This is a genomic window from Mycobacterium yunnanensis (assembly GCF_025823185.1).
GTDB classification, from domain to species: Bacteria; Actinomycetota; Actinomycetes; order Mycobacteriales; family Mycobacteriaceae; genus Mycobacterium; species Mycobacterium yunnanensis.
In genome coordinates, this window is sequence record NZ_JACKVK010000001.1 from 463,050 (window position 1) to 480,006 (window position 16,957).

Below are 16,957 nucleotides of genomic sequence, written 5' to 3' on the forward strand. Positions count from 1 at the left end.
GTTTCTCGTCGTCGCACGCGGGTAAGCGTCGGTCATGGTGTGGGACGGTGCGGTGGTGGTGATCCCCGCGCACGACGAAGCTCGCGCGTTGCCCACCTGCCTCAAGGCGGTCGTGACCGCGGCGGCGTGCGCATCGGTTCCGGTCTCGATCGTCGTGGTGTTGGATTCCTGCACTGACGAAAGCGCCTCGCTGGCAGGACGTTTCGGTGCCGATGTGCAGTTCGTCGAGGTCGAGGCCCGCAATGTCGGCGCCGCTCGCGCCGCGGGCTTCACCCACGCCCGCCAGACCATCGGTGGTGACGAATCGCGCATCTGGTACGCCACGACCGACGCCGACAGCGTCGTCGACCCCGATTGGCTGATCCGGCAGATGGGGGCCGACGCCGACATGGTGCTCGGCGTCGTACGGGTGGCCAACTGGCGGCAACACTCCGCGGCGTCGGTGCGTCGCTATCTGGCCGGCTACCGGGCGAAGATGCGGCGCGCTGGCGGCGGACATGATCACGTGCACGGTGCGAACATGGGATTTCGAGCCGACGGATACTGGGACATCGGTGGTTTTGCGGCGCTGACCTCCGACGAGGACGTCGACCTGGTCCGCCGCTTCGAACGGGCCGGTCGTCGCATTCACCGCGACGCCGGCTCGTCGGTGGTGACGTCGGCTCGCGTCCAGGGCCGGGCACCCCGCGGATTCGCCAGCCATCTCAGGACGGTGTCGCGACGCGACGGTGCGGCATGACCGTCGCGCTGGTCCGTCGCTGGCTGGACGCCGGTGAGCTCGACCTGCCCGCGCCGGGATCCGGGCGCACGGCCGCCCGGTGGTGGAAGTTGGCCGCCCTCACGGAGAACGACGTCGTGGCAGGCAGGCTTGCCGAGGCGCACGCCGATGCACTGGCGATCCTGGCCGAACTCGGCGGGCCCGATGCGATACCCGGTCAACTCTGGGGCGTCTGGGCTGCCGAAGCCCCGACCGCCGTGGTGACGGCGACCGACGACGGCGACGGCCGGGTGCGGCTCCACGGCACCAAGGCGTGGTGTTCCGGCGCCGGGATCTGCAGCCACGCGCTGATCACGGCTCGGCACGAGGACACCGGGCGCGGCCTCTACGCCGTCGCACTCGACCAGGGCGAGGTGCAACCGCTGCCCGACGACTGGCACAACGCGGGTATGCACGACTCCGACACCCGGTCGGTCCTGCTCGCCGGCGCCGAGGCCGCACCAGTCGGCCGCCCGGGTGACTACCTGTCCCGGCCAGGCTTCTGGCACGGCGCCATGGGCGTGGCCGCGTGCTGGTTGGGGGGCGCCCGCGGCGTCGCCGCGCCGCTCTACCGCGCCGTCGCGGCCGAACACGACGGCAGGGCGCCCGACGAACACGCCCGTGCCCACCTCGGCGCCGTCGACGCGGCGCTGGCCGCCGCGGAGGCCATCTTGGTCTCGGCCGCCTGCTACGTCGACGCCGAGCCACACGGCAGTCGTGCCGAACTCATCGCGCGTCGGGTGCGCGCCGTCGTCGAGGTGGCCGTCGACGAGGCCGTCGCCCGCACGGGACGAGCGCTCGGCCCGGCACCCCTGGTGCTCGACGCCGCGCACGCCAAACGGGTCGCCGATCTCACCGTCTACGTGCGGCAAAGCCACGCCGAGCGAGACCTGGCCGCACTCGGACGGCTGGCGGCCAGATGACGGCAGCGGGCAACGGGCCTCGATTCGCGGCCGCACCCGTCGTCGACGGCGGGACGCCCGCCGCCGACTGGCGCGACTGGGTCGACCGTCTGCCGGCGTTGGATCTGTCCGAATGTCCGGCGCTCGTCGTCGTCGCGCCGCACCCCGACGACGAGACCCTCGGTTTCGGCGCGACCGCGTCGCTGCTCCATTCCCGCGGCGTCGACGTCACCGTGATCTCGGTGACCGACGGCGGTGGCTCCGTGCCAGGCCTGTCGCCCGAGGAGAGGCGGTGGCTGGAACGGCAGCGCCGCGACGAATTGCGTTCGGCGACAGCAATCTTGGGGCTCGACCAGCCGATGGCGCTCGGACTCGCCGACGGTGAGGTCGCCGCCAGGCAGGGGGAGCTGACGACGCTGCTGGCCGACGTCCTGGCGGCGAGACCGCCGGGGACGTGGTGTGCCGCCACCTGGCGCGGCGACGGTCATCCCGATCACGAGGCCGTCGGACGCAGCGCCGCTGCCGCGGTGTCGCGCACCGGTGCCACGCTGCTCGAGTTTCCGGTGTGGATGTGGCACTGGGCGGCACCCGGTGACGAGGCGGTGCCGTGGCACCGGATGTCGGCAGCGCCCCGTGACCACGCGGCCATGGAGCGCAAGCGCAACGCCACCGCGGCGTACGCGTCGCAGCTGGCGCCCTACCGCGACGGCGCGGAGGTGGTGCTGCCGCCGTTCGTGGTGGAGCGGTTGTTCGCGGTTCCCGAGGTGGTGATCCGGTGACCGACCGACTGCCCGACGAGTACTTCGACGACGTCTACGCCGACTCCTCCGATCCGTGGGGGATGGCCGAGCGTTGGTATGAGCGGCGCAAGTACTCGATCACCATGGCGATGCTGCCGCAGCAGCGGTACCGGCATGCATTCGAGCCCGGCTGTTCGATCGGCATGCTGACCGAGCGACTCGTCGAGCGCTGCGACCGCGTCACCTCCTACGACGTTGCGCAGGCGGCCTTGGACATCACGCGCGGTCGTCTGGGGGACCGGGACGGCCTCGAACTGGTGCGCTCGTCACTCGACGCGGCATGGCCGGGCGGGGACGTCGACCTGGTGGTGATCTCCGAGGTCGCCTACTACCTCTCCGAGGCGGCACTACGTCGCGTGCTCGATCGGGAGTGCCCTCGCCTGGCCGTGGGTACGACCCTCCTGGCTGCCCATTGGCGCCATCCCGTGGCGGACTACCCGCTCACGGGGGACCGGGCGAACGCGGTGATCGGCGAGACGGCCGGCCTGACACCGGTCGCGCACTACCTCGACGACGACGTCGTGATCGACGTCTTCCGGTTCGGCCCGAGCGAGTCGGTCGCCGTCGACACCGGCGTGCCGGGGGCGGTGGCCCGCGGCTAGCGGCTCGTCACCAGGCGGAGGTGGCTGCGGGGCGGGCGGGTGACCGTCGCGATGGCCGACTCCATGCTGTCGGCGACGGGGAGACCGCCGTCGGGATCGCAGACTCCGAGTACTCGGTTGACTTCCGAGCCTGCCAACACCACCCAGTTGACGGCATGCCGCGAGCTCATGACGTTGATGCGGTGCAAGATCGAAAACCCTTGCACGGCAAAGAAATCGAGCGCTCGGAGGTCGACGATCAGCCGACTCGCGCTCTCCAGTTCGCCTTCGACGTGCTTGCTGAGCAGTAGCGCGTTGGCGGCGTCGACCTCGCCCTCGGCGGTGACTACCAAGATCGGACCGCGCCCGGCGGACGTGGTGAACCTGACGTTTTGTCGACGTGGGCGGGGTGGCGCTGACGTGGCATCGGGTGCAACTGACACATGGACCTCCGGTGGCTTTCGCTCACGCGTCTGGGGGTGACGTCAAGAGGACCTCGTGACGTGGGGAGGCTGTCAGTTCAACCTGCAGTCGAGAGTAGTACGGGTCGACCAGTCGAAACAATGGTGTCTTCCTGAGAGCTTGCCGTGTTTATGGCACCTCGAGGCGGGCAATCGCTCTTACCTCCGACGCAGGAGGCGGCGCAGGAGGTGGCAGGTGGACGTCGACCATCCCGAGGCCAACCAGGACTGGGATCGGTATGCACGGTCGGAGACCGAGGCCGAGCGCTTGGACCGCAACTGGTCGAACCTGCTGCAGGAACTCCGGGTGGTGCAGACCGGCGTGCAATTGCTCACCGGATTCTTGCTGACCCTGCCGTTCCAGCAGCGCTTCGAGATGCTGGACCGCACGATGCGCATGGTCTTCCTGGCCACCGTGACGTGTGCCGTTGCCGCGTCGATACTGCTGATCGCGCCGGTGGGCATCCACCGCATCCTCTTCCGCCAGCGGCGGCTCGTGTCGCTGGTGTCTGCCGCTCACCGACTGACCTACGCCGGGCTGCTCTTGCTGGGGCTGGCGCTGGTCGGGATGACCACGATCATCTTCGGTGCCGTCTCCGGCCAGTCCGCCGCCGTCGGCGCCGGTGCCGTCTCATTGGCCGGATTCACCGCGTTCTGGGTGGTGGTCCCGGTGTGGATGCGAGTTTCTCGACGGTCGGCCGGGGGTACTAGTGCGGCAGGCAAGGGAAAGTGAGAACCGACCGTGGCCCCCAGACACCTCCAGAAGCGGCGTCGTGCAACGTTGACGAATTCGCTGGTCATCGCCCTGATGGCGGTGGCGTTCGTCGCCGTTGCCGCCGCCTTGGCCGTGCACGTCGTCGACGGCAATCCGACCGCGGCGCGCGCTGAGAACGTCGTCACGCCGGCGGCCACCCAAGAGCCCGTCAGCCAGGTCGGTCGCCTGGTGGCCGTCACCCCGTCGTCCGTGACGGCCAAGAGTGACGACGGTTTCGCCAGGACCTACCTGATCACCCCGGAGACCAACGCCATCACCGCGACCGGCAGTGCCGTGGGCGGTGCGGCGTCCGCCTTCGCCGTGAACGACGAAGTGTCGATCGTCGGAGTGGTGCGCGGGGGCACCGCCGTGGCCACCGCCGTGGCGCACCAGCAAGTCAGCGATCTCAACGGCCCGCCCATGGACGGCGTCTGAATCGACCGTCTGGTCACCGCTCATCGCGTAACGTCGCCGGCGTGACGGGATCGCGGACCGTCAGCGCCGACGAGCTGGCTGCCCTGACGTTCTTCGTGGGGTGTCCGGTCGACGCGCTCATGGACGTCGCCAAGCTGTTGTCACCGCTGACCGCACCCGCGGGCCAAGTCCTGATGCGCCAAGGCGAACACGCCGATTCCTTCCTGCTGATCGGGTCGGGCCGGGCGCGAATCACGCACGTCGGAACCGAGGGTGACGTCATCGAGGTCGACGTGGCCCCCGGGTTGGTGGTCGGCGAAATCGCCCTTCTGCGCGACGCGCCCCGCTCGGCGACCGTCGTGGTGGCCGAAGAGCTGACCGGCTGGGTCGGCGGCCGGGAGGCGATCGCCGCCATCCTCGACGTCCCCCGAATGATGGAGAGACTGGTCCGCACCGCGCGCCAGCGCCTTGCCACGTACGTCACGCCCATCCCGATCGTCCTGCGCGACGGTACCGAGCTTCATCTGCGCCCCGTGCTCCCCGGCGACAACGAGCGCACCCTGCACGGGCCCGTCCAGTTTTCGAGCGACACCTTCTACCGGCGCTTCCAGACGACGCGGACGCCGACCCCGGCGCTGATGGCCTACCTGTTCGAGGTCGACTACGTCGACCACTTCGTGTGGGTGCTGACCGACGGAAAGGCCGTCGACGCGCCAATCGTGGCCGATGCCAGATACGTGCGCGACGACACGCAGACCGCCGCCGAGATCGCATTCATCGTCGGTGACGAATATCAGGGCCGCGGCATCGGCAGCTTCCTGATGGAGGCCCTCGTCGTGGCCGCGCGCAGTGAGGGCATCCGACGGTTCACCGCGCAGGTCCTAGCGGACAATCTTCCCATGCGAACGATCCTCGACCGTTATGGCGCGCAATGGCATCGTGCCGACCTAGGCGTCGTCACCACCGCCTTCGACGTTCCCGTCATGCGTGAGCTGACCATCTCCCCGGAGCTCTACCGCGACATCCGCGCCGTGGCGCAGCAGGTGATTCGGGCGGTCGGCTGATGGGACGGCCACCGCTGAACAAGGACACCCGGTTGTGCATCTCGCTGGCCGCCCGACCCAGCAACATCGGTACCCGGTTTCACAACCACCTCTACGACGTCCTCGGTCTCGACTTCGTCTACAAGGCGTTCACGACGACCGACATCGCCGCGGCCATCGGTGGCGTGCGGGCGCTCGGCATTCGCGGCTGTTCGGTGTCGATGCCGTTCAAGGAGGACGTCATTGCACTGGTCGACGAGGTGGAGGCGTCCGCACGGGCGATTCACTCGGTGAACACCATCGTCAACGACGACGGTTTCCTGCGAGCGTCCAACACCGACTACCTCGCCGTCCAGCGGCTCGTCGACGAGCACCACCTCGACGCGGCGTCGCGGGTGATGATCCGCGGTAGCGGCGGCATGGCCAGCGCCGTCGGCGCAGCGTTCCGCGACCGTGGCTTCGCATCGGGCATCGTGATCGCCCGCAACGTCGACAGCGGACGGGCACTCGCCGAGCGACTCGGCTACGACTACGCCGAGGAGGTCGGTTCGCACCTCGCCGACGTCATCGTCAACGTGACGCCGATCGGAATGGCCGGGGCGCCGGAGTCCTCGGAGAAGGCCTTCGACGACGCCATGATCGCGCACGCCAACACGGTGTTCGACGTCGTCGCGCTGCCGTCGGAGACGCCGCTCATCCAGGCCGCCCGCGCTGCGGGGGTTCACGTGGTGACGGGCGCCGAGGTGATCGCGCTGCAGGCCGCCGAGCAGTTCGAGCGCTACACCGGGGTGCGTCCGACCGCCGAGCAGGTCGCCGAGGCGTCGGCGATCTCTCGAGCCTGAGCTCAGGGGGCGTTGACGACGGTGATCGGGCGGCGCACCCGCTCCAGCGAGTGCCCGCCGAAGCCCTCGTACATCAAGCGGGCCTGCACGAACCAGTTGATCGACGAGTGCACCGCGGCTGCGGTCGGCGGCGCGTCGTCGGGAAGCCTGACCTCGAACGGGTATTCCACCGGCGTCCCGGCGCGCAACCGAATGTGCTTGTCGAGCTGGACGATTCGACCGTCGAGCTGACTGCCGGGACCCGGTGTGCGGGTCAGCGGGTGCGATTCGCGCTCGCGCTGCCAGGACACCGCGAGGTCGCCGTCGGGCAGGTCGACGGTGGGCGTCAGCGTCACGTGGCCGGTGACGGTCTCGCCCGCCCGCCAGACCGGCTTGGACAACCCGAGGTCGACGACGGTCTCGGCGTCCCCCGAGACGCGCTCGAGTGGTTCCAGATAGGACTCGACGTCGCCGCTGCCGATGCGCACGGCGAACTCGTCCCGGGCCTGCGCATCCGCGCCCTCGCGGTCGACGGTCACGCGGCATTCCCAGCGCGCGATCTCCGGCGCGGACGCGGGCGCCCAGGAGGGGATGCGGAACGTCGAGGACGCCCCGGTGAACTCTCCGGTGGCGACGGGAAGGTCGTCGACGACGACGCTCACCCAGTCGTCGGTGTCGCGGTCACCGCCGTAGTTCGTGCCCACCTCACCCGCGGTCCAGACCGTGTCGTTACCCCGTGCCGCAACGGAGTCCACCCGCCCCGCCCAGTGGTATTGGTAGAAGTTCACGTAGCCCCAGTCCAGCCGGGCGGTCCTGACCTTGGTGACGGGTCGGTCCGTGGTGACGGTGGCGGTGACGGTTTGCCGCGGCTGCAGCACGTTCGGCGTCGTCGTGACGACGACGCCGCCCGAGCGGTTGAAGAGTCCCACGGCCCTCCTACTTCTTCTCGAACTTGGCGCGGGTGGCGGCGTACTCCTCGGGGTGGTGCTTCTTCTGGTGGTTGCGCATCGGCCAGAACAGCACCCACAGCACCGGATAGACCGTCACGTAGAACAGCAGCTGGAACAGCCCGCCGACCAGAACTGCGAACACCCAGCCGGGGTAGATCAGAATCAGGCAGAACTGGATGAACTGCTTGAGCACCACCGGATAGCCGTCGGCCATCGACCAGACGAGGCGCGGGCTCAACATGTGGAGGAAGCGCCGCCACTTCGACTGCTGCGCCTCGGCCTCGGCCTGCGCGGCGCTGACGTCGCGGCCATGTTCCTCCCTGGTCAGCCCGCGCTGGGGTTGCGGAGGTTCCAGGGGTGGCTCCCCGAGCGTCATGGCGTGATCTTCGTTTCTTCGTCGATCTTCGAGGTGGCCGTCATCAGCGGGTTGACCTGGTCCTCGTTGCCCTGGGCGTTGAGCTGAAGCACGAAGATGCCGTTGCCGTCGGCGGCCGGAATGACCACGGTCTTCTGCGCGATGAGCTTCTTGGTGCCGTCCTTCACGTATGTCGCACCGATTTGATAGGCGTCGAAGCCGCCGAGTTTCGCGTCGCCGCCCTCGCCCGCGCTCTCGTAACCGGGAAGGTTCTTGAGCTCACCCGGCGCGTACTCGAAGATCTTGGCCGGGTCGACGTCCCCGGTCAGCCTCGACATCACCGAGACGATGGTCGGCGGGTCGGCCGCCATCGAGGGATCGGTGAAGACGATCGCGTCGTAGGCACCCGTGGGCGTCTTGGGTCCGGCGTCGGCCCATCCTTCGGGCGGCGGCATGGTGATCGTCGGGGTGCCGGGATCGCCACGCCTAACCGGTGTCTCGGTGATGCCGTTGTCCTTGATGTAGTCGGCGATCGTCTCGTTGGCGCCGGCCTGAGTCGACGTCGGGGCCGCGCTGCTGGTGGTGGCGCTGCGGCTGGCCGAACTGCTCGACGACGAGGACGACGACGATTCCGTCGTGGACTTCGACCCGCATCCCGCGAGGGTCAGCCCCAGCGCGACGAGGGCGACGGCGCAACCCGCGACCGTACTGTGCGTTCTCATCTGGTCCCCTCTTCGTCGGCGTTTTGTGAACGTACACGGCGGTCGCCCCCGGTGAGCGTGATACGAAGGTGCATGCGCGTCGTCGCGTGGTGTCTGGCGGTCGTCGCGTCCCTCGTCGCCTGCTCGCCCGCGCCCGGACCGACCGCGGTGTCGAATCCGCCCGCCGCGAGCGCAGGCGCCGACCCCGCCCGGGTGGACCGCGTCCGTGCCGATCTGCCAACGGATTACGAGTTCACCCCGCTGCCCGCCCGTGCCGAACCGATCGCCCTGTGGGGCATTGGCGCGCAGTGGGTCGCCGACCCGCCCTCCTGTGCTGGGCTCGGCGACCCCGGGGCCGGCGCACCGGTTCGCGGCTGGTCGGCGTCCGGCCCGGGAGGCATCGTCTACGCGGTCGTGGCCGACGCACCGGCCACCGTCGACCAGGCGCTGGTCGACGCGTGTGGCACGTGGCGGGTGTCGGCCACGCACACCTCGGGGGCGGTCGGCGTCGTCCCGTCGCCGCCCGCCGACGGCGTAGCCACGCTTGGCTTGTCCGCCGAGGTCACCACGACGGTCGAGGGTGGCACCGAAACACGTTCGCACGCGGAGACATTCGTCGCCTACCTGGGGCAGCACGTTGCCTACGTCACCGTGGTGACCGACCCGGGATCGTCCGCGGCGCCGCTGGCACCGGGCTTCGCCTACGACCTGCTCGCCAAGACCGTGGCGGCGGTTCGCGGGTGACGAGCCGCGGCCGGGTAGATTGGCCGCGATGTCCAGGACGCCGTTCTCGATCTTCGTCTGCTCGGCCGTTGCGATCGCCGTGGCCGGATGCTCGACCTCGGCGCCGCCGGACGAGTCGAAGGCCGACATCTCCAAGGTGCTCGACACCAAGACCAGCTTCGGCCCGGAATTCAAGGTCAGCACCGTGGCGCCGACGGGCATCGACCCGCGTTTGCTTGCGCAGCAACCTCTTCCGCCCGGCACGGTGTTCGATCCGCCGGACTGCGCGAAGGTGGCGCTGGGCACCACGGTGCCGCCGGGTCTGGAGGGCAACATGGCCGCCACGACCGCCGAAGGCGACGGCAACCGGTTCATCGCCATCGCGCTGGAGACCTCCGAGACGCTGCCGATGCCCGATCCGGGTGACGCGTGCAAGAAGGTGGCCTTCGCTGGCGGTGGCCTGCGCGGCCTGGTGGAGGTCGTGGAAGCGCCGACCATCGACGGGGTGCGCACCCTCGGCACCCACCGCGTCGTGCAGACGGTGGTCGGCGGCAAGCCCGCCACGGGGGAGATCTACAACTACCTTGCCGACTTCTCGACGTTTCGGGTGATCGTCACCGCCAATCCGCTGGTCGAGGCCGGCAAGCCGGTCGTCCCCGTGAACACGGAGCGCGCTCGGGACCTGCTGACCACGGCGGTGAAGGACGTGCGGGGGAGCTAGCGCACGTCGCGCGGGCGGAACTGGATGCTGATCCGCGGACCGGTGGGCTTGGTGGTCTTGGGCACGGCGTGTTCCCACGTGCGCTGGCAAGAGCCGCCCATGACGATCAGGTCGCCGTGGCTCTGGGGCAGCCGCAGCGACCGGCCGCCCGAACGAGGTCGTAGCGCCAGTACCCGCGTCGCGCCGAGGCTGAGGATGGCGACCATGGTGTCCTCGGTGCTGCTGCGGCCGACGGTGTCCCCGTGCCAGGCGACGCTGTCGTTGCCGTCGCGGTAGAGGCACAACCCCGCCGAGGTGAAGGGTTCGCCGAGTTCGCCTGCGTAGATGTCGTTGAGCCGCACCCTCAGTCGCGCGATCTCGGGGTGCGGGGCGGGTTCGGAGATCAAGTCGTGGAAGCTGACCAGACGTGGCACGTCGAGCACCCGGTCGTACATCTGGCGCCGTTCGGACCGCCACGGAATGGCGGTCATCAGATCGTCGAAGAGATCCCCGGAGCGTCCGTGCCCGCCCGAGAGCCAGCCCGCACGGACGTCGACCCAGGCGCCGTCGCCCAACTCGCGGCGCTCGTCGTGGCCGAACAGTGCATCCTGAATCGCGAGATCGATTCCCGTCACGCCCTCCAGGTTATCGCACACCCGTTCGAATCTACAGCTTGACGGCGCCGGGTCCGCTGCTGGCGAGGACGTCGCCCGGGTTGGTCAGCAGACAGGTCTTCAAGCTGAGACAGCCGCAGCCGATGCAGCCGGCGAGGTTGTCGCGCAGGCGCTGCAGGTGCAGGATCCGCTGGTCGAGATCGGCCCGCCAGCCAGCCGAGAGTCGGGCCCAGTCCTTGCTGGTGGGGACGCGGTCGGCCGGCAAGGTGGACAGGGCCTCCCGGATGCGTGCCAGCGGTATGCCCAGGCGCTGCGACATCCGGATGAACGCCACCCGGCGCAGGGTCTCGCGCGCGTAGCGGCGTTGGTTGCCCGACGTGCGTCTGCTGACGATCAGGCCCTCGCGCTCGTAGAAGTGCAGGGCGGAGACCGCGACGCCGCTGCGCTGGCTCAACTCGCCGGGGGTCAACTCGACCACGTCCATGACCTAAACAATAGTTGGGGTGAGGATTCGCGTTACGGTGCTAGCCATGACAGCCACGACGCTGGGCGCGAATTCTGAGGTGGGACCGCTGCGTGTGGTCATCCTGCACCGTCCTGGGCCCGAACTTCAGCGCCTCACCCCGCGCAACAACGACCGGCTGCTGTTCGACGGGATGCCGTGGGTGGCGCGGGCGCAGGAGGAACACGATGCGTTCGCCGCGCTGTTGCGATCTCGCGGCGTCGAGGTGCTTCTGCTGGCGGACCTGCTGACCGAGGCGCTGGCCAGTGGTGCGGCGAGGATGCAGGGCATCGCCGCGGCCGTGGACAGCAGGCGACTGGGTTTGCCGCTGGCCCAAGAGCTCTCGGCTTACCTTCGCACCCTCGAGGTCGAGCCGCTGGCGCGAATCCTCATGGCGGGCATGACGTTCAACGAACTCCCGTTCCTCGGTGGCGAGCTGTCGTTGGTGCAGCGCATGCATCACGACGCCGACTTCGTCATCGAACCGCTGCCGAATCTGTTGTTCACCCGCGACTCGTCGTTCTGGATCGGGCCGCGGGTGGCCATCACGTCGCTGGCGCTGCCCGCGCGTATCCGGGAGACGTCGCTGACCGATCTGATCTATGCCCACCACCCGCGGTTCCTCGGGGTGCGGCGGGCATACGAGTCGCGGTCGGCTCCCGTCGAGGGCGGCGACGTGCTGCTGCTGGCGCCTGGCGTCGTGGCCGTCGGCGTGGGGGAGCGGACCACGCCGGCAGGTGCCGAGGCGTTGGCGCGCAGCCTGTTCGACGACGGTTTAGCGCACACCGTACTGGCCGTGCCGATCGCTCAGGAGCGCGCGCAGATGCACCTCGACACGGTGTGCACGATGGTCGATGTGGACGCCGTGGTGATGTACCCGAACATCGTGGATTCGTTGTCGGCGTTCACCATTCGGCAGAAGTCCGATGGTGTGTCGATCGCCAGCGCGGCACCGTTCGTCGAGGCTGCGGCCGACGCCATGGGGATCGGCAAGCTGCGGGTGATCGACACGGGCCTCGACCCCGTGACCGCCGAGCGTGAGCAGTGGGATGACGGCAACAACACCCTGGCGTTGGCGCCCGGCGTGGTGGTGGCCTACGAGCGCAACACCGAAACCAATGCCCGCCTTGCCGATTCGGGCGTCGAGGTGTTGCCGATCTCGGCTTCGGAGCTGGGTACCGGGCGTGGCGGCCCGCGCTGTATGTCGTGTCCGGTCGCCCGCGACCCGCTGTAGCTTTCCGCGCGCGCGTTGAAACTGCGTCCAGGGTCGTGATTCCTCGGTGATCACGACCGTCGACGCAGTCTCAACGGTCGGCCGCGTTGCGCGAAGGCATCCGCCGTTCGTCTGACGATGTACGCGCGGGAGTGCTCCGCGACGACGTGCAGGTCGAACCAGCCTTGGCGCGCAACCATTTCGTTGCGCCCGATGTCGTGGACGTAGCGTTTGCGGTCGGTGAGATGCTGAGAGCCGTCAAAGTCGGCGGCAACCAGGATGTCTTCCCAACCCATGTCGAGGACGGCCTTATAGACCCCGTCGGTCACCGGTATCTGCGTGGTAGGTCGTGGGAAGCCGGCGTCACAGTAGAGCAGTCGCAGCCAGGTCTCCTTCGGAGATTGGCCACCCGGGTCCATGAGGCCGATGGCTGTTGGCGCCCGCCTGAGGCCGCGGGCGCGCGGATGACGGGTGAGAAGGGCCAGAGCGTCATCGGCCGATAGATGGGTCGCGGCGGCGAGGGCATCCAAATGCCGAACCGCCTCGTCGCGTCGGAGATGCCGCGCCAGGTCGGCGGCGGTGCGTGCGGGTGTGGTGACGAGTAGTCCGCCAACCGCCATGACCTCATCGGAGTCGATGCGCTCGTTTCGCGCGATGATTCCGGTGGGCGAGCGGTCTCGGCGGGCGATCAGCTCGATCGGGGTGTCTGCGCGGATCCACTGCGCTCCGTGTATGGCGGCAGCCGCACGGCCGGCGACGATGCCGTCCCGACCAGACCACAACCAGGCGCCGACGGTGCGCGCCCGCAGGGACGCCGCCGTCGACTTCGGCGCGTAGACGCCGGGAAAGAGTGGCGCGTAGTTCCACCGCAGTTGGCCGCGTGTGAGTCGCCCGGAGGCCAACCGTTCGCTGCCGACGAAGACTTCGTCCATGCCGCGATGGTGGGTACGTCCTACGACAAATCGGCGCCCTGCCGTCGAGATTGCACTGAGGGTTGTGGATAACTCAAAAGTGCGACCAAATGCGCAGACGTCAACGCCAGCTGGGCAGCCAGATCTGCATGTGCCAGGTCGCCTGCGAGATCGGCAGGCCCGTCAGGATCGGATACATCCACGCGAAGTTGGTGATCACCGCCGCCACGTAGAAGCACACGACCAACAGGCCCAGCGTGCGTCGCTCGGCGTTCTGCCGCGGCGCGTAGAGCACGTCACCGAGGATCAGCGCGATCATCATCACCATGAAGGGGGCCATCGGCGCGGCGTAGAAGAAGTACATCTGCCGGTCGATGTCGGCGAACCACGGCAGGAAGCCCGCGCAGTATCCGGTCAGCGCCACCGCGTACCGCCAGTCGCGTTTTACGAAGGACTTCCACACCGCCCACACCAGGATGGGCACCGCGAGGAACCACATCGCCGGCGTCCCCACCAGCATCACGGCCTTGACGCACGACTGCGCGCCGCAGCCCGCCACGCCGTCCTGGTCGATCGCGTAGAGCACCGGCCGCAGCGACATCGGCCACGTCCACGGCTTGGACTCCCACGGATGGTGGTTGCCCGCCGCGTTCGTCAACCCGGAGTGGAAGGTGAACGCGCCGTAGGTGAAGTGCCACAGCGACCGGATCGCGTCGGGCAGCAGGCCGCCCTCGGCGAACGACTGGCCCTCCTCGTGTCGGTCGATGCCCGTCTCGGAGGCGAACCACGGTGCATACGACGCGAGGTAGACCGCGAGCGGAATGAGGCCGAAGACGTACACCGCCGGCCCGACGTCTCGCCGCAGCGTGCCCAGCCAGGGCCGGGGGACGCGGTATTGGCGGCGCGCGCTCACGTCGAACGCCAACGTCATCACGCCGAAGAAGAGGACGAAGTACAGCCCCGACCACTTCGTGCCGACCGCCAGGCCCAGCAGCACCCCGGCGCCGAACCGCCACCACCGCACTCCGAGGCGCGGTCCCCACGGGGTCTCGGCGATGCGGCCCTCGAACTGGGCGACGTGCATCCGCTCGCGCATCTGGTCGCGGTCGACCATCAACGCACCGAAGGCCGCGACGACGAACACCACCAGGAAGATGTCCAGCAGGGCGGTGCGGGCGGTGACGAAGCTGACGCCGTCGGCGACGAGCAGCAGGCCCGCGATGCCGCCGATCATCGTCGACCGGGTGATCCGCCGCGTGATGCGGGCCACCAGCACCACCAGCACGACGCCACACACCGCACCGGAGAACCGCCAGCCCAGCCCGTCGTAGTCGAAGATGGCCTCACCGATGGCCAGCAGTTCCTTGCCGACCGGCGGGTGTACCACCAGCCCGTACCCGGGGTTGTCCTCCACCCCGTGGTTGCCCAACATTTGCCAGGCCTGCGGTGCGTAGTGCTTCTCGTCGAAGATCGGGGTGCCGCCGTCGGTGGGCGAACCCAGGTTGAGGAACCTGGTCAGCGCGGCCAGAGCCATGACGACCGACGTCATCGCCCAGCCCTGAGCGCGATCCAGCGGACCGAAGTCGCCGAGGGGGACCAGTGGGCCCGGGCTGACGACCGGTACCGGCTGCTCGCGGTCGATGGGCGGGGCGGTCACGTCAGCGATCGTATTCTGTTCGGTGTGACACCCGGTCGACTGCTACTGGCCGCCACGCCGTTGGGCCAGGCTGGCGACGCCTCCGCCCGCCTGGTCGAGGCGCTGGGCACCGCCGACGTGGTCGCCGCCGAGGACACCCGCCGCATCCGGACGCTGGCTCAAAGCCTCGACGTCGTCCCCCAGGGGAAGGTGGTCAGCTTCTTCGACCAGAACGAGGCGGCCAGGGTGCCGTGGCTGGTCGAGGAGATCGCCGAGGGTGCGACGGTGCTGGTGGTCAGCGACGCCGGCATGCCGTTGATCAGCGACCCCGGCTACCGGCTGGTGGCCGCATGCGCGGCGGCCGGTCTGACCGTCAGCTGTCTGCCGGGCCCCTCGGCGGTGACGACGGCGCTGGCGGTCTCGGGCCTGCCGTCGGACCGGTTCTGCTTCGAGGGCTTCGCGCCCCGCAAGCACTCCGCGAGGTCGACGTGGCTGGCCACGCTCGCCGGTGAGCGCCGCACCTGCGTGTTCTTCGAGTCCCCGCGCCGGCTCGCCGAGTGTCTCGACGACGCCGTCGACCGGTTGGGGCCCGACCGACGTGCGGTCGTCTGCCGTGAACTGACCAAGACCCACGAAGAGGTCAAGCGCGGCACCCTGGCGGAGCTCGCCGCCTGGGCCGCCGACGGCGTGCTCGGCGAGATCACCGTCGTCGTGGCCGGCGCCGAGCCGATCGCCGACCTGGACACGCTGGTGGCCGAGGTCAACGACTTGGTCGAGGCCGGCGCCAGGGTCAAGGACGCGTGCGCGGAGGTGATCGCCGAGAACCCAGGGGCGCCGTCACGGCGCGAGCTCTACGACGCGGTGCTGCGCGCCCGCGACTGAACCGTTCACCACGGGTGCCGCCTTGTGAAGGCATTCCGCCCACTCGCCGTCGGGATCCGAATCGGCCGTGATGCCCCCGCCGACCCCGAGGACCGCACCCCCCGTGCCGTCGAACTCGACCGTCCGGATGGCGACGTTGAGTTCGGTGCCCGCGATCGGTGATGCCAATCCGACGGTGCCGCAATAGATTCCGCGTCGCACCGGCTCCCAGGTGCGCAACAGCTCACGGGCGCGGGCCTTGGGCGTGCCCGTCACCGACGCCGGTGGAAACGTCGCGTCGAGGAGGGCGGACATCGGGAGGTCGGGGTCGACCCGCGCCGCGACCGTCGACACCAGATGCCACACGCCCGGGGCTCGTCGCACCACCAACAATTCGGGCACCGTCACCGAACCCGTGACGGCGATGCGGCCGAGGTCGTTGCGGACGAGGTCGACGATCATCACGTTCTCGGCTACGTCCTTGACCGAATCTCGAAGAGTTGACGGCGATTCGGTCAACGGCAGGGTGCCCTTGATCGGACTCGACGTCACGGTCGCGCCGACCCGGCGTAGGAACAGCTCCGGCGAGAGAGAGACCACTGCACCCCAGTCACCCCCGACGAACGCCGCCCGGGCAGGTGACGTGCGGGCGACGGCGTCGGCGAAGAAGTCGACCGGCGATCCCGTCACCGTTCCGACGAGTTGGGTGCAGACGCAGGCCTGGTACACCTCGCCGGCGGCGATCGCCGCCAAGCAGGCGAGCACGCCTTCGCGATGGGCGTCGCGGTCGGCCGCACCCCACTCGACGTGACACCGCGACGGTGGCGGGTCGACGACCAGTGCGTCGAGCAGCCATTCGGGTGCGGCCGCCCCGGAAACGCTTTCGTACCACCAGATCCCGTCGGCGTCGAGACGCACGACGTGATCGGTCCAGCCGCCCGCCGCCTCGGGGATGCGTGGGGCGGCACCGTCACGCCCGGGATCGGGGTAGGACAGGTAGCCGATCCACCCGCCGCCGACGGCGTCCGATCCGGCCGCGGGGCCGACGTCGAAGACGCCGGACGGGTCGACGGGTTCGACTGCGACGCTGGGCGCGATGACCGCCCGGGAGCCGAACCAGTCACCGGTCAACGCCGCCGGGGGAGGCAGGCCGAGGCGCGTCGTCGCAGCGGCCAGACACCGCAGCACCTCCGGGGCGCTGCGGGTCGAGGTCAGCCGCTCGATCCGCACCGCCACACCCTGTCATGCCTTGCCGAGG

General features: G+C 69.4%; 21 protein-coding genes. 12 read left to right on the forward strand and 9 right to left on the reverse strand.

From position 1 onward, the window contains the following. The first annotated feature begins 34 nt into the window (after nt 1–34). Genes H7K45_RS02390 through H7K45_RS02405 form a run of 4 tightly spaced genes read left to right on the forward strand, consistent with a single transcriptional unit; the run spans nt 35 to nt 3,061 of the window. On the forward strand, nt 35–739 hold the full coding sequence (locus tag H7K45_RS02390; RefSeq protein WP_263994130.1) for a glycosyltransferase family 2 protein: 705 nt from the start codon (nt 35–37) through the stop codon (nt 737–739). Continuing rightward, nucleotides 736–1,680: an acyl-CoA dehydrogenase family protein gene (locus tag H7K45_RS02395; RefSeq protein WP_263994131.1), complete on the forward strand. Its 945-nt coding sequence runs from the start codon at nt 736–738 to the stop codon at nt 1,678–1,680. The genes H7K45_RS02390 and H7K45_RS02395 overlap by 4 nt, the downstream gene beginning before the upstream one ends. Further along, nucleotides 1,677–2,438 (forward strand): PIG-L deacetylase family protein, encoded by a 762-nt coding sequence (locus H7K45_RS02400; protein ID WP_263994132.1) that lies wholly within the window; start codon nt 1,677–1,679, stop codon nt 2,436–2,438. The genes H7K45_RS02395 and H7K45_RS02400 overlap by 4 nt, the downstream gene beginning before the upstream one ends. Further along, a complete protein-coding gene (locus H7K45_RS02405) occupies nt 2,435–3,061 on the forward strand; it encodes an SAM-dependent methyltransferase (protein ID WP_263994133.1) in 627 nt (208 codons plus the stop codon). Before H7K45_RS02400 ends, H7K45_RS02405 begins: the two co-directional genes overlap by 4 nt. On the opposite strand, the gene H7K45_RS02410 is transcribed toward H7K45_RS02405, so the two are convergent. Continuing rightward, a complete protein-coding gene (locus tag H7K45_RS02410) occupies nt 3,058–3,393 on the reverse strand; it encodes an STAS domain-containing protein (RefSeq protein WP_263994134.1) in 336 nt (111 codons plus the stop codon). The genes H7K45_RS02405 and H7K45_RS02410 overlap by 4 nt on opposite strands. A 304-nt stretch (nt 3,394–3,697) precedes the next feature. Between H7K45_RS02410 and H7K45_RS02415 the strand changes: the two genes are divergently transcribed. From H7K45_RS02415 to H7K45_RS02430, 4 genes are read left to right on the forward strand one after another with little or no spacing between them, the layout of a single operon-like run. Beyond that, entirely contained in the window at nt 3,698–4,234 is a 537-nt protein-coding gene (locus H7K45_RS02415; protein ID WP_263994135.1) for a DUF6328 family protein, read from the forward strand. A gap of 48 nt (nt 4,235–4,282) precedes the next feature. After that, the gene (locus H7K45_RS02420) at nt 4,283–4,690 is read left to right on the forward strand and encodes a hypothetical protein (protein WP_263994136.1); all 408 of its coding nucleotides are present in this window, start codon (nt 4,283–4,285) and stop codon (nt 4,688–4,690) included. Between the two features lie 41 nt (nt 4,691–4,731). After that, nucleotides 4,732–5,733: an acetyltransferase Pat gene (gene pat, locus H7K45_RS02425; protein ID WP_263994137.1), complete on the forward strand. Its 1,002-nt coding sequence runs from the start codon at nt 4,732–4,734 to the stop codon at nt 5,731–5,733. Then, on the forward strand, nt 5,733–6,554 hold the full coding sequence (locus tag H7K45_RS02430) for a shikimate 5-dehydrogenase (RefSeq protein WP_263994138.1): 822 nt from the start codon (nt 5,733–5,735) through the stop codon (nt 6,552–6,554). Before pat ends, H7K45_RS02430 begins: the two co-directional genes overlap by 1 nt. A gap of 2 nt (nt 6,555–6,556) precedes the next feature. Here the strand turns inward: H7K45_RS02430 and H7K45_RS02435 are convergent, their stop codons facing one another. From H7K45_RS02435 to lpqN, 3 genes are read right to left on the reverse strand one after another with little or no spacing between them, the layout of a single operon-like run. After that, nucleotides 6,557–7,462, reverse strand: a complete 906-nt coding sequence (locus H7K45_RS02435) for a hypothetical protein (protein WP_263994140.1) — start codon at nt 7,460–7,462, stop codon at nt 6,557–6,559. 7 nt (nt 7,463–7,469) lie between these two features. Then, the gene (locus H7K45_RS02440) at nt 7,470–7,859 is read right to left on the reverse strand and encodes a hypothetical protein (protein WP_263994141.1); all 390 of its coding nucleotides are present in this window, start codon (nt 7,857–7,859) and stop codon (nt 7,470–7,472) included. Next, entirely contained in the window at nt 7,856–8,560 is a 705-nt protein-coding gene (lpqN, locus tag H7K45_RS02445) for an envelope biogenesis lipoprotein LpqN (RefSeq protein ID WP_263994142.1), read from the reverse strand. Before lpqN ends, H7K45_RS02440 begins: the two co-directional genes overlap by 4 nt. Nucleotides 8,561–8,632: 72 nt before the next feature. Here lpqN and H7K45_RS02450 point away from each other — a divergent pair, with 72 nt between their 5' ends. Further along, the gene (locus H7K45_RS02450) at nt 8,633–9,283 is read left to right on the forward strand and encodes a DUF5642 family protein (protein WP_263994143.1); all 651 of its coding nucleotides are present in this window, start codon (nt 8,633–8,635) and stop codon (nt 9,281–9,283) included. Nucleotides 9,284–9,311: 28 nt separating this feature from the next. Continuing rightward, on the forward strand, nt 9,312–9,983 hold the full coding sequence (locus H7K45_RS02455; protein ID WP_263994144.1) for a DUF5642 family protein: 672 nt from the start codon (nt 9,312–9,314) through the stop codon (nt 9,981–9,983). Here H7K45_RS02455 and H7K45_RS02460 read toward each other — a convergent pair. Both H7K45_RS02460 and soxR read right to left on the reverse strand, forming a co-directional pair. Continuing rightward, nucleotides 9,980–10,588, reverse strand: a complete 609-nt coding sequence (locus tag H7K45_RS02460; RefSeq protein ID WP_263994251.1) for an alpha-ketoglutarate-dependent dioxygenase AlkB — start codon at nt 10,586–10,588, stop codon at nt 9,980–9,982. The two genes, H7K45_RS02455 and H7K45_RS02460, sit on opposite strands and share 4 nt — an antisense overlap. Before the next feature lie 40 nt (nt 10,589–10,628). Next, nucleotides 10,629–11,060, reverse strand: coding sequence for a redox-sensitive transcriptional activator SoxR (gene soxR, locus H7K45_RS02465; RefSeq protein ID WP_263994145.1), 432 nt, complete (start codon nt 11,058–11,060; stop codon nt 10,629–10,631). Nucleotides 11,061–11,106: 46 nt separating this feature from the next. Between soxR and arcA the strand changes: the two genes are divergently transcribed. Further along, nucleotides 11,107–12,312 (forward strand): arginine deiminase, encoded by a 1,206-nt coding sequence (arcA, locus tag H7K45_RS02470; protein WP_263994146.1) that lies wholly within the window; start codon nt 11,107–11,109, stop codon nt 12,310–12,312. 50 nt (nt 12,313–12,362) lie between these two features. On the opposite strand, the gene H7K45_RS02475 is transcribed toward arcA, so the two are convergent. Continuing rightward, nucleotides 12,363–13,223, reverse strand: coding sequence for a type IV toxin-antitoxin system AbiEi family antitoxin (locus H7K45_RS02475; RefSeq protein WP_263994147.1), 861 nt, complete (start codon nt 13,221–13,223; stop codon nt 12,363–12,365). Between the two features lie 100 nt (nt 13,224–13,323). Continuing rightward, nucleotides 13,324–14,844: a dolichyl-phosphate-mannose--protein mannosyltransferase gene (locus H7K45_RS02480; protein ID WP_372512492.1), complete on the reverse strand. Its 1,521-nt coding sequence runs from the start codon at nt 14,842–14,844 to the stop codon at nt 13,324–13,326. Nucleotides 14,845–14,883: 39 nt separating this feature from the next. Here H7K45_RS02480 and rsmI point away from each other — a divergent pair, with 39 nt between their 5' ends. Then, nucleotides 14,884–15,720: a 16S rRNA (cytidine(1402)-2'-O)-methyltransferase gene (gene rsmI, locus H7K45_RS02485; protein ID WP_263994149.1), complete on the forward strand. Its 837-nt coding sequence runs from the start codon at nt 14,884–14,886 to the stop codon at nt 15,718–15,720. Here the strand turns inward: rsmI and H7K45_RS02490 are convergent. Continuing rightward, nucleotides 15,676–16,929 (reverse strand): aminodeoxychorismate synthase component I, encoded by a 1,254-nt coding sequence (locus tag H7K45_RS02490; RefSeq protein ID WP_263994150.1) that lies wholly within the window; start codon nt 16,927–16,929, stop codon nt 15,676–15,678. The two genes, rsmI and H7K45_RS02490, sit on opposite strands and share 45 nt — an antisense overlap. Between the last annotated feature and the right edge of the window lie 28 nt (nt 16,930–16,957).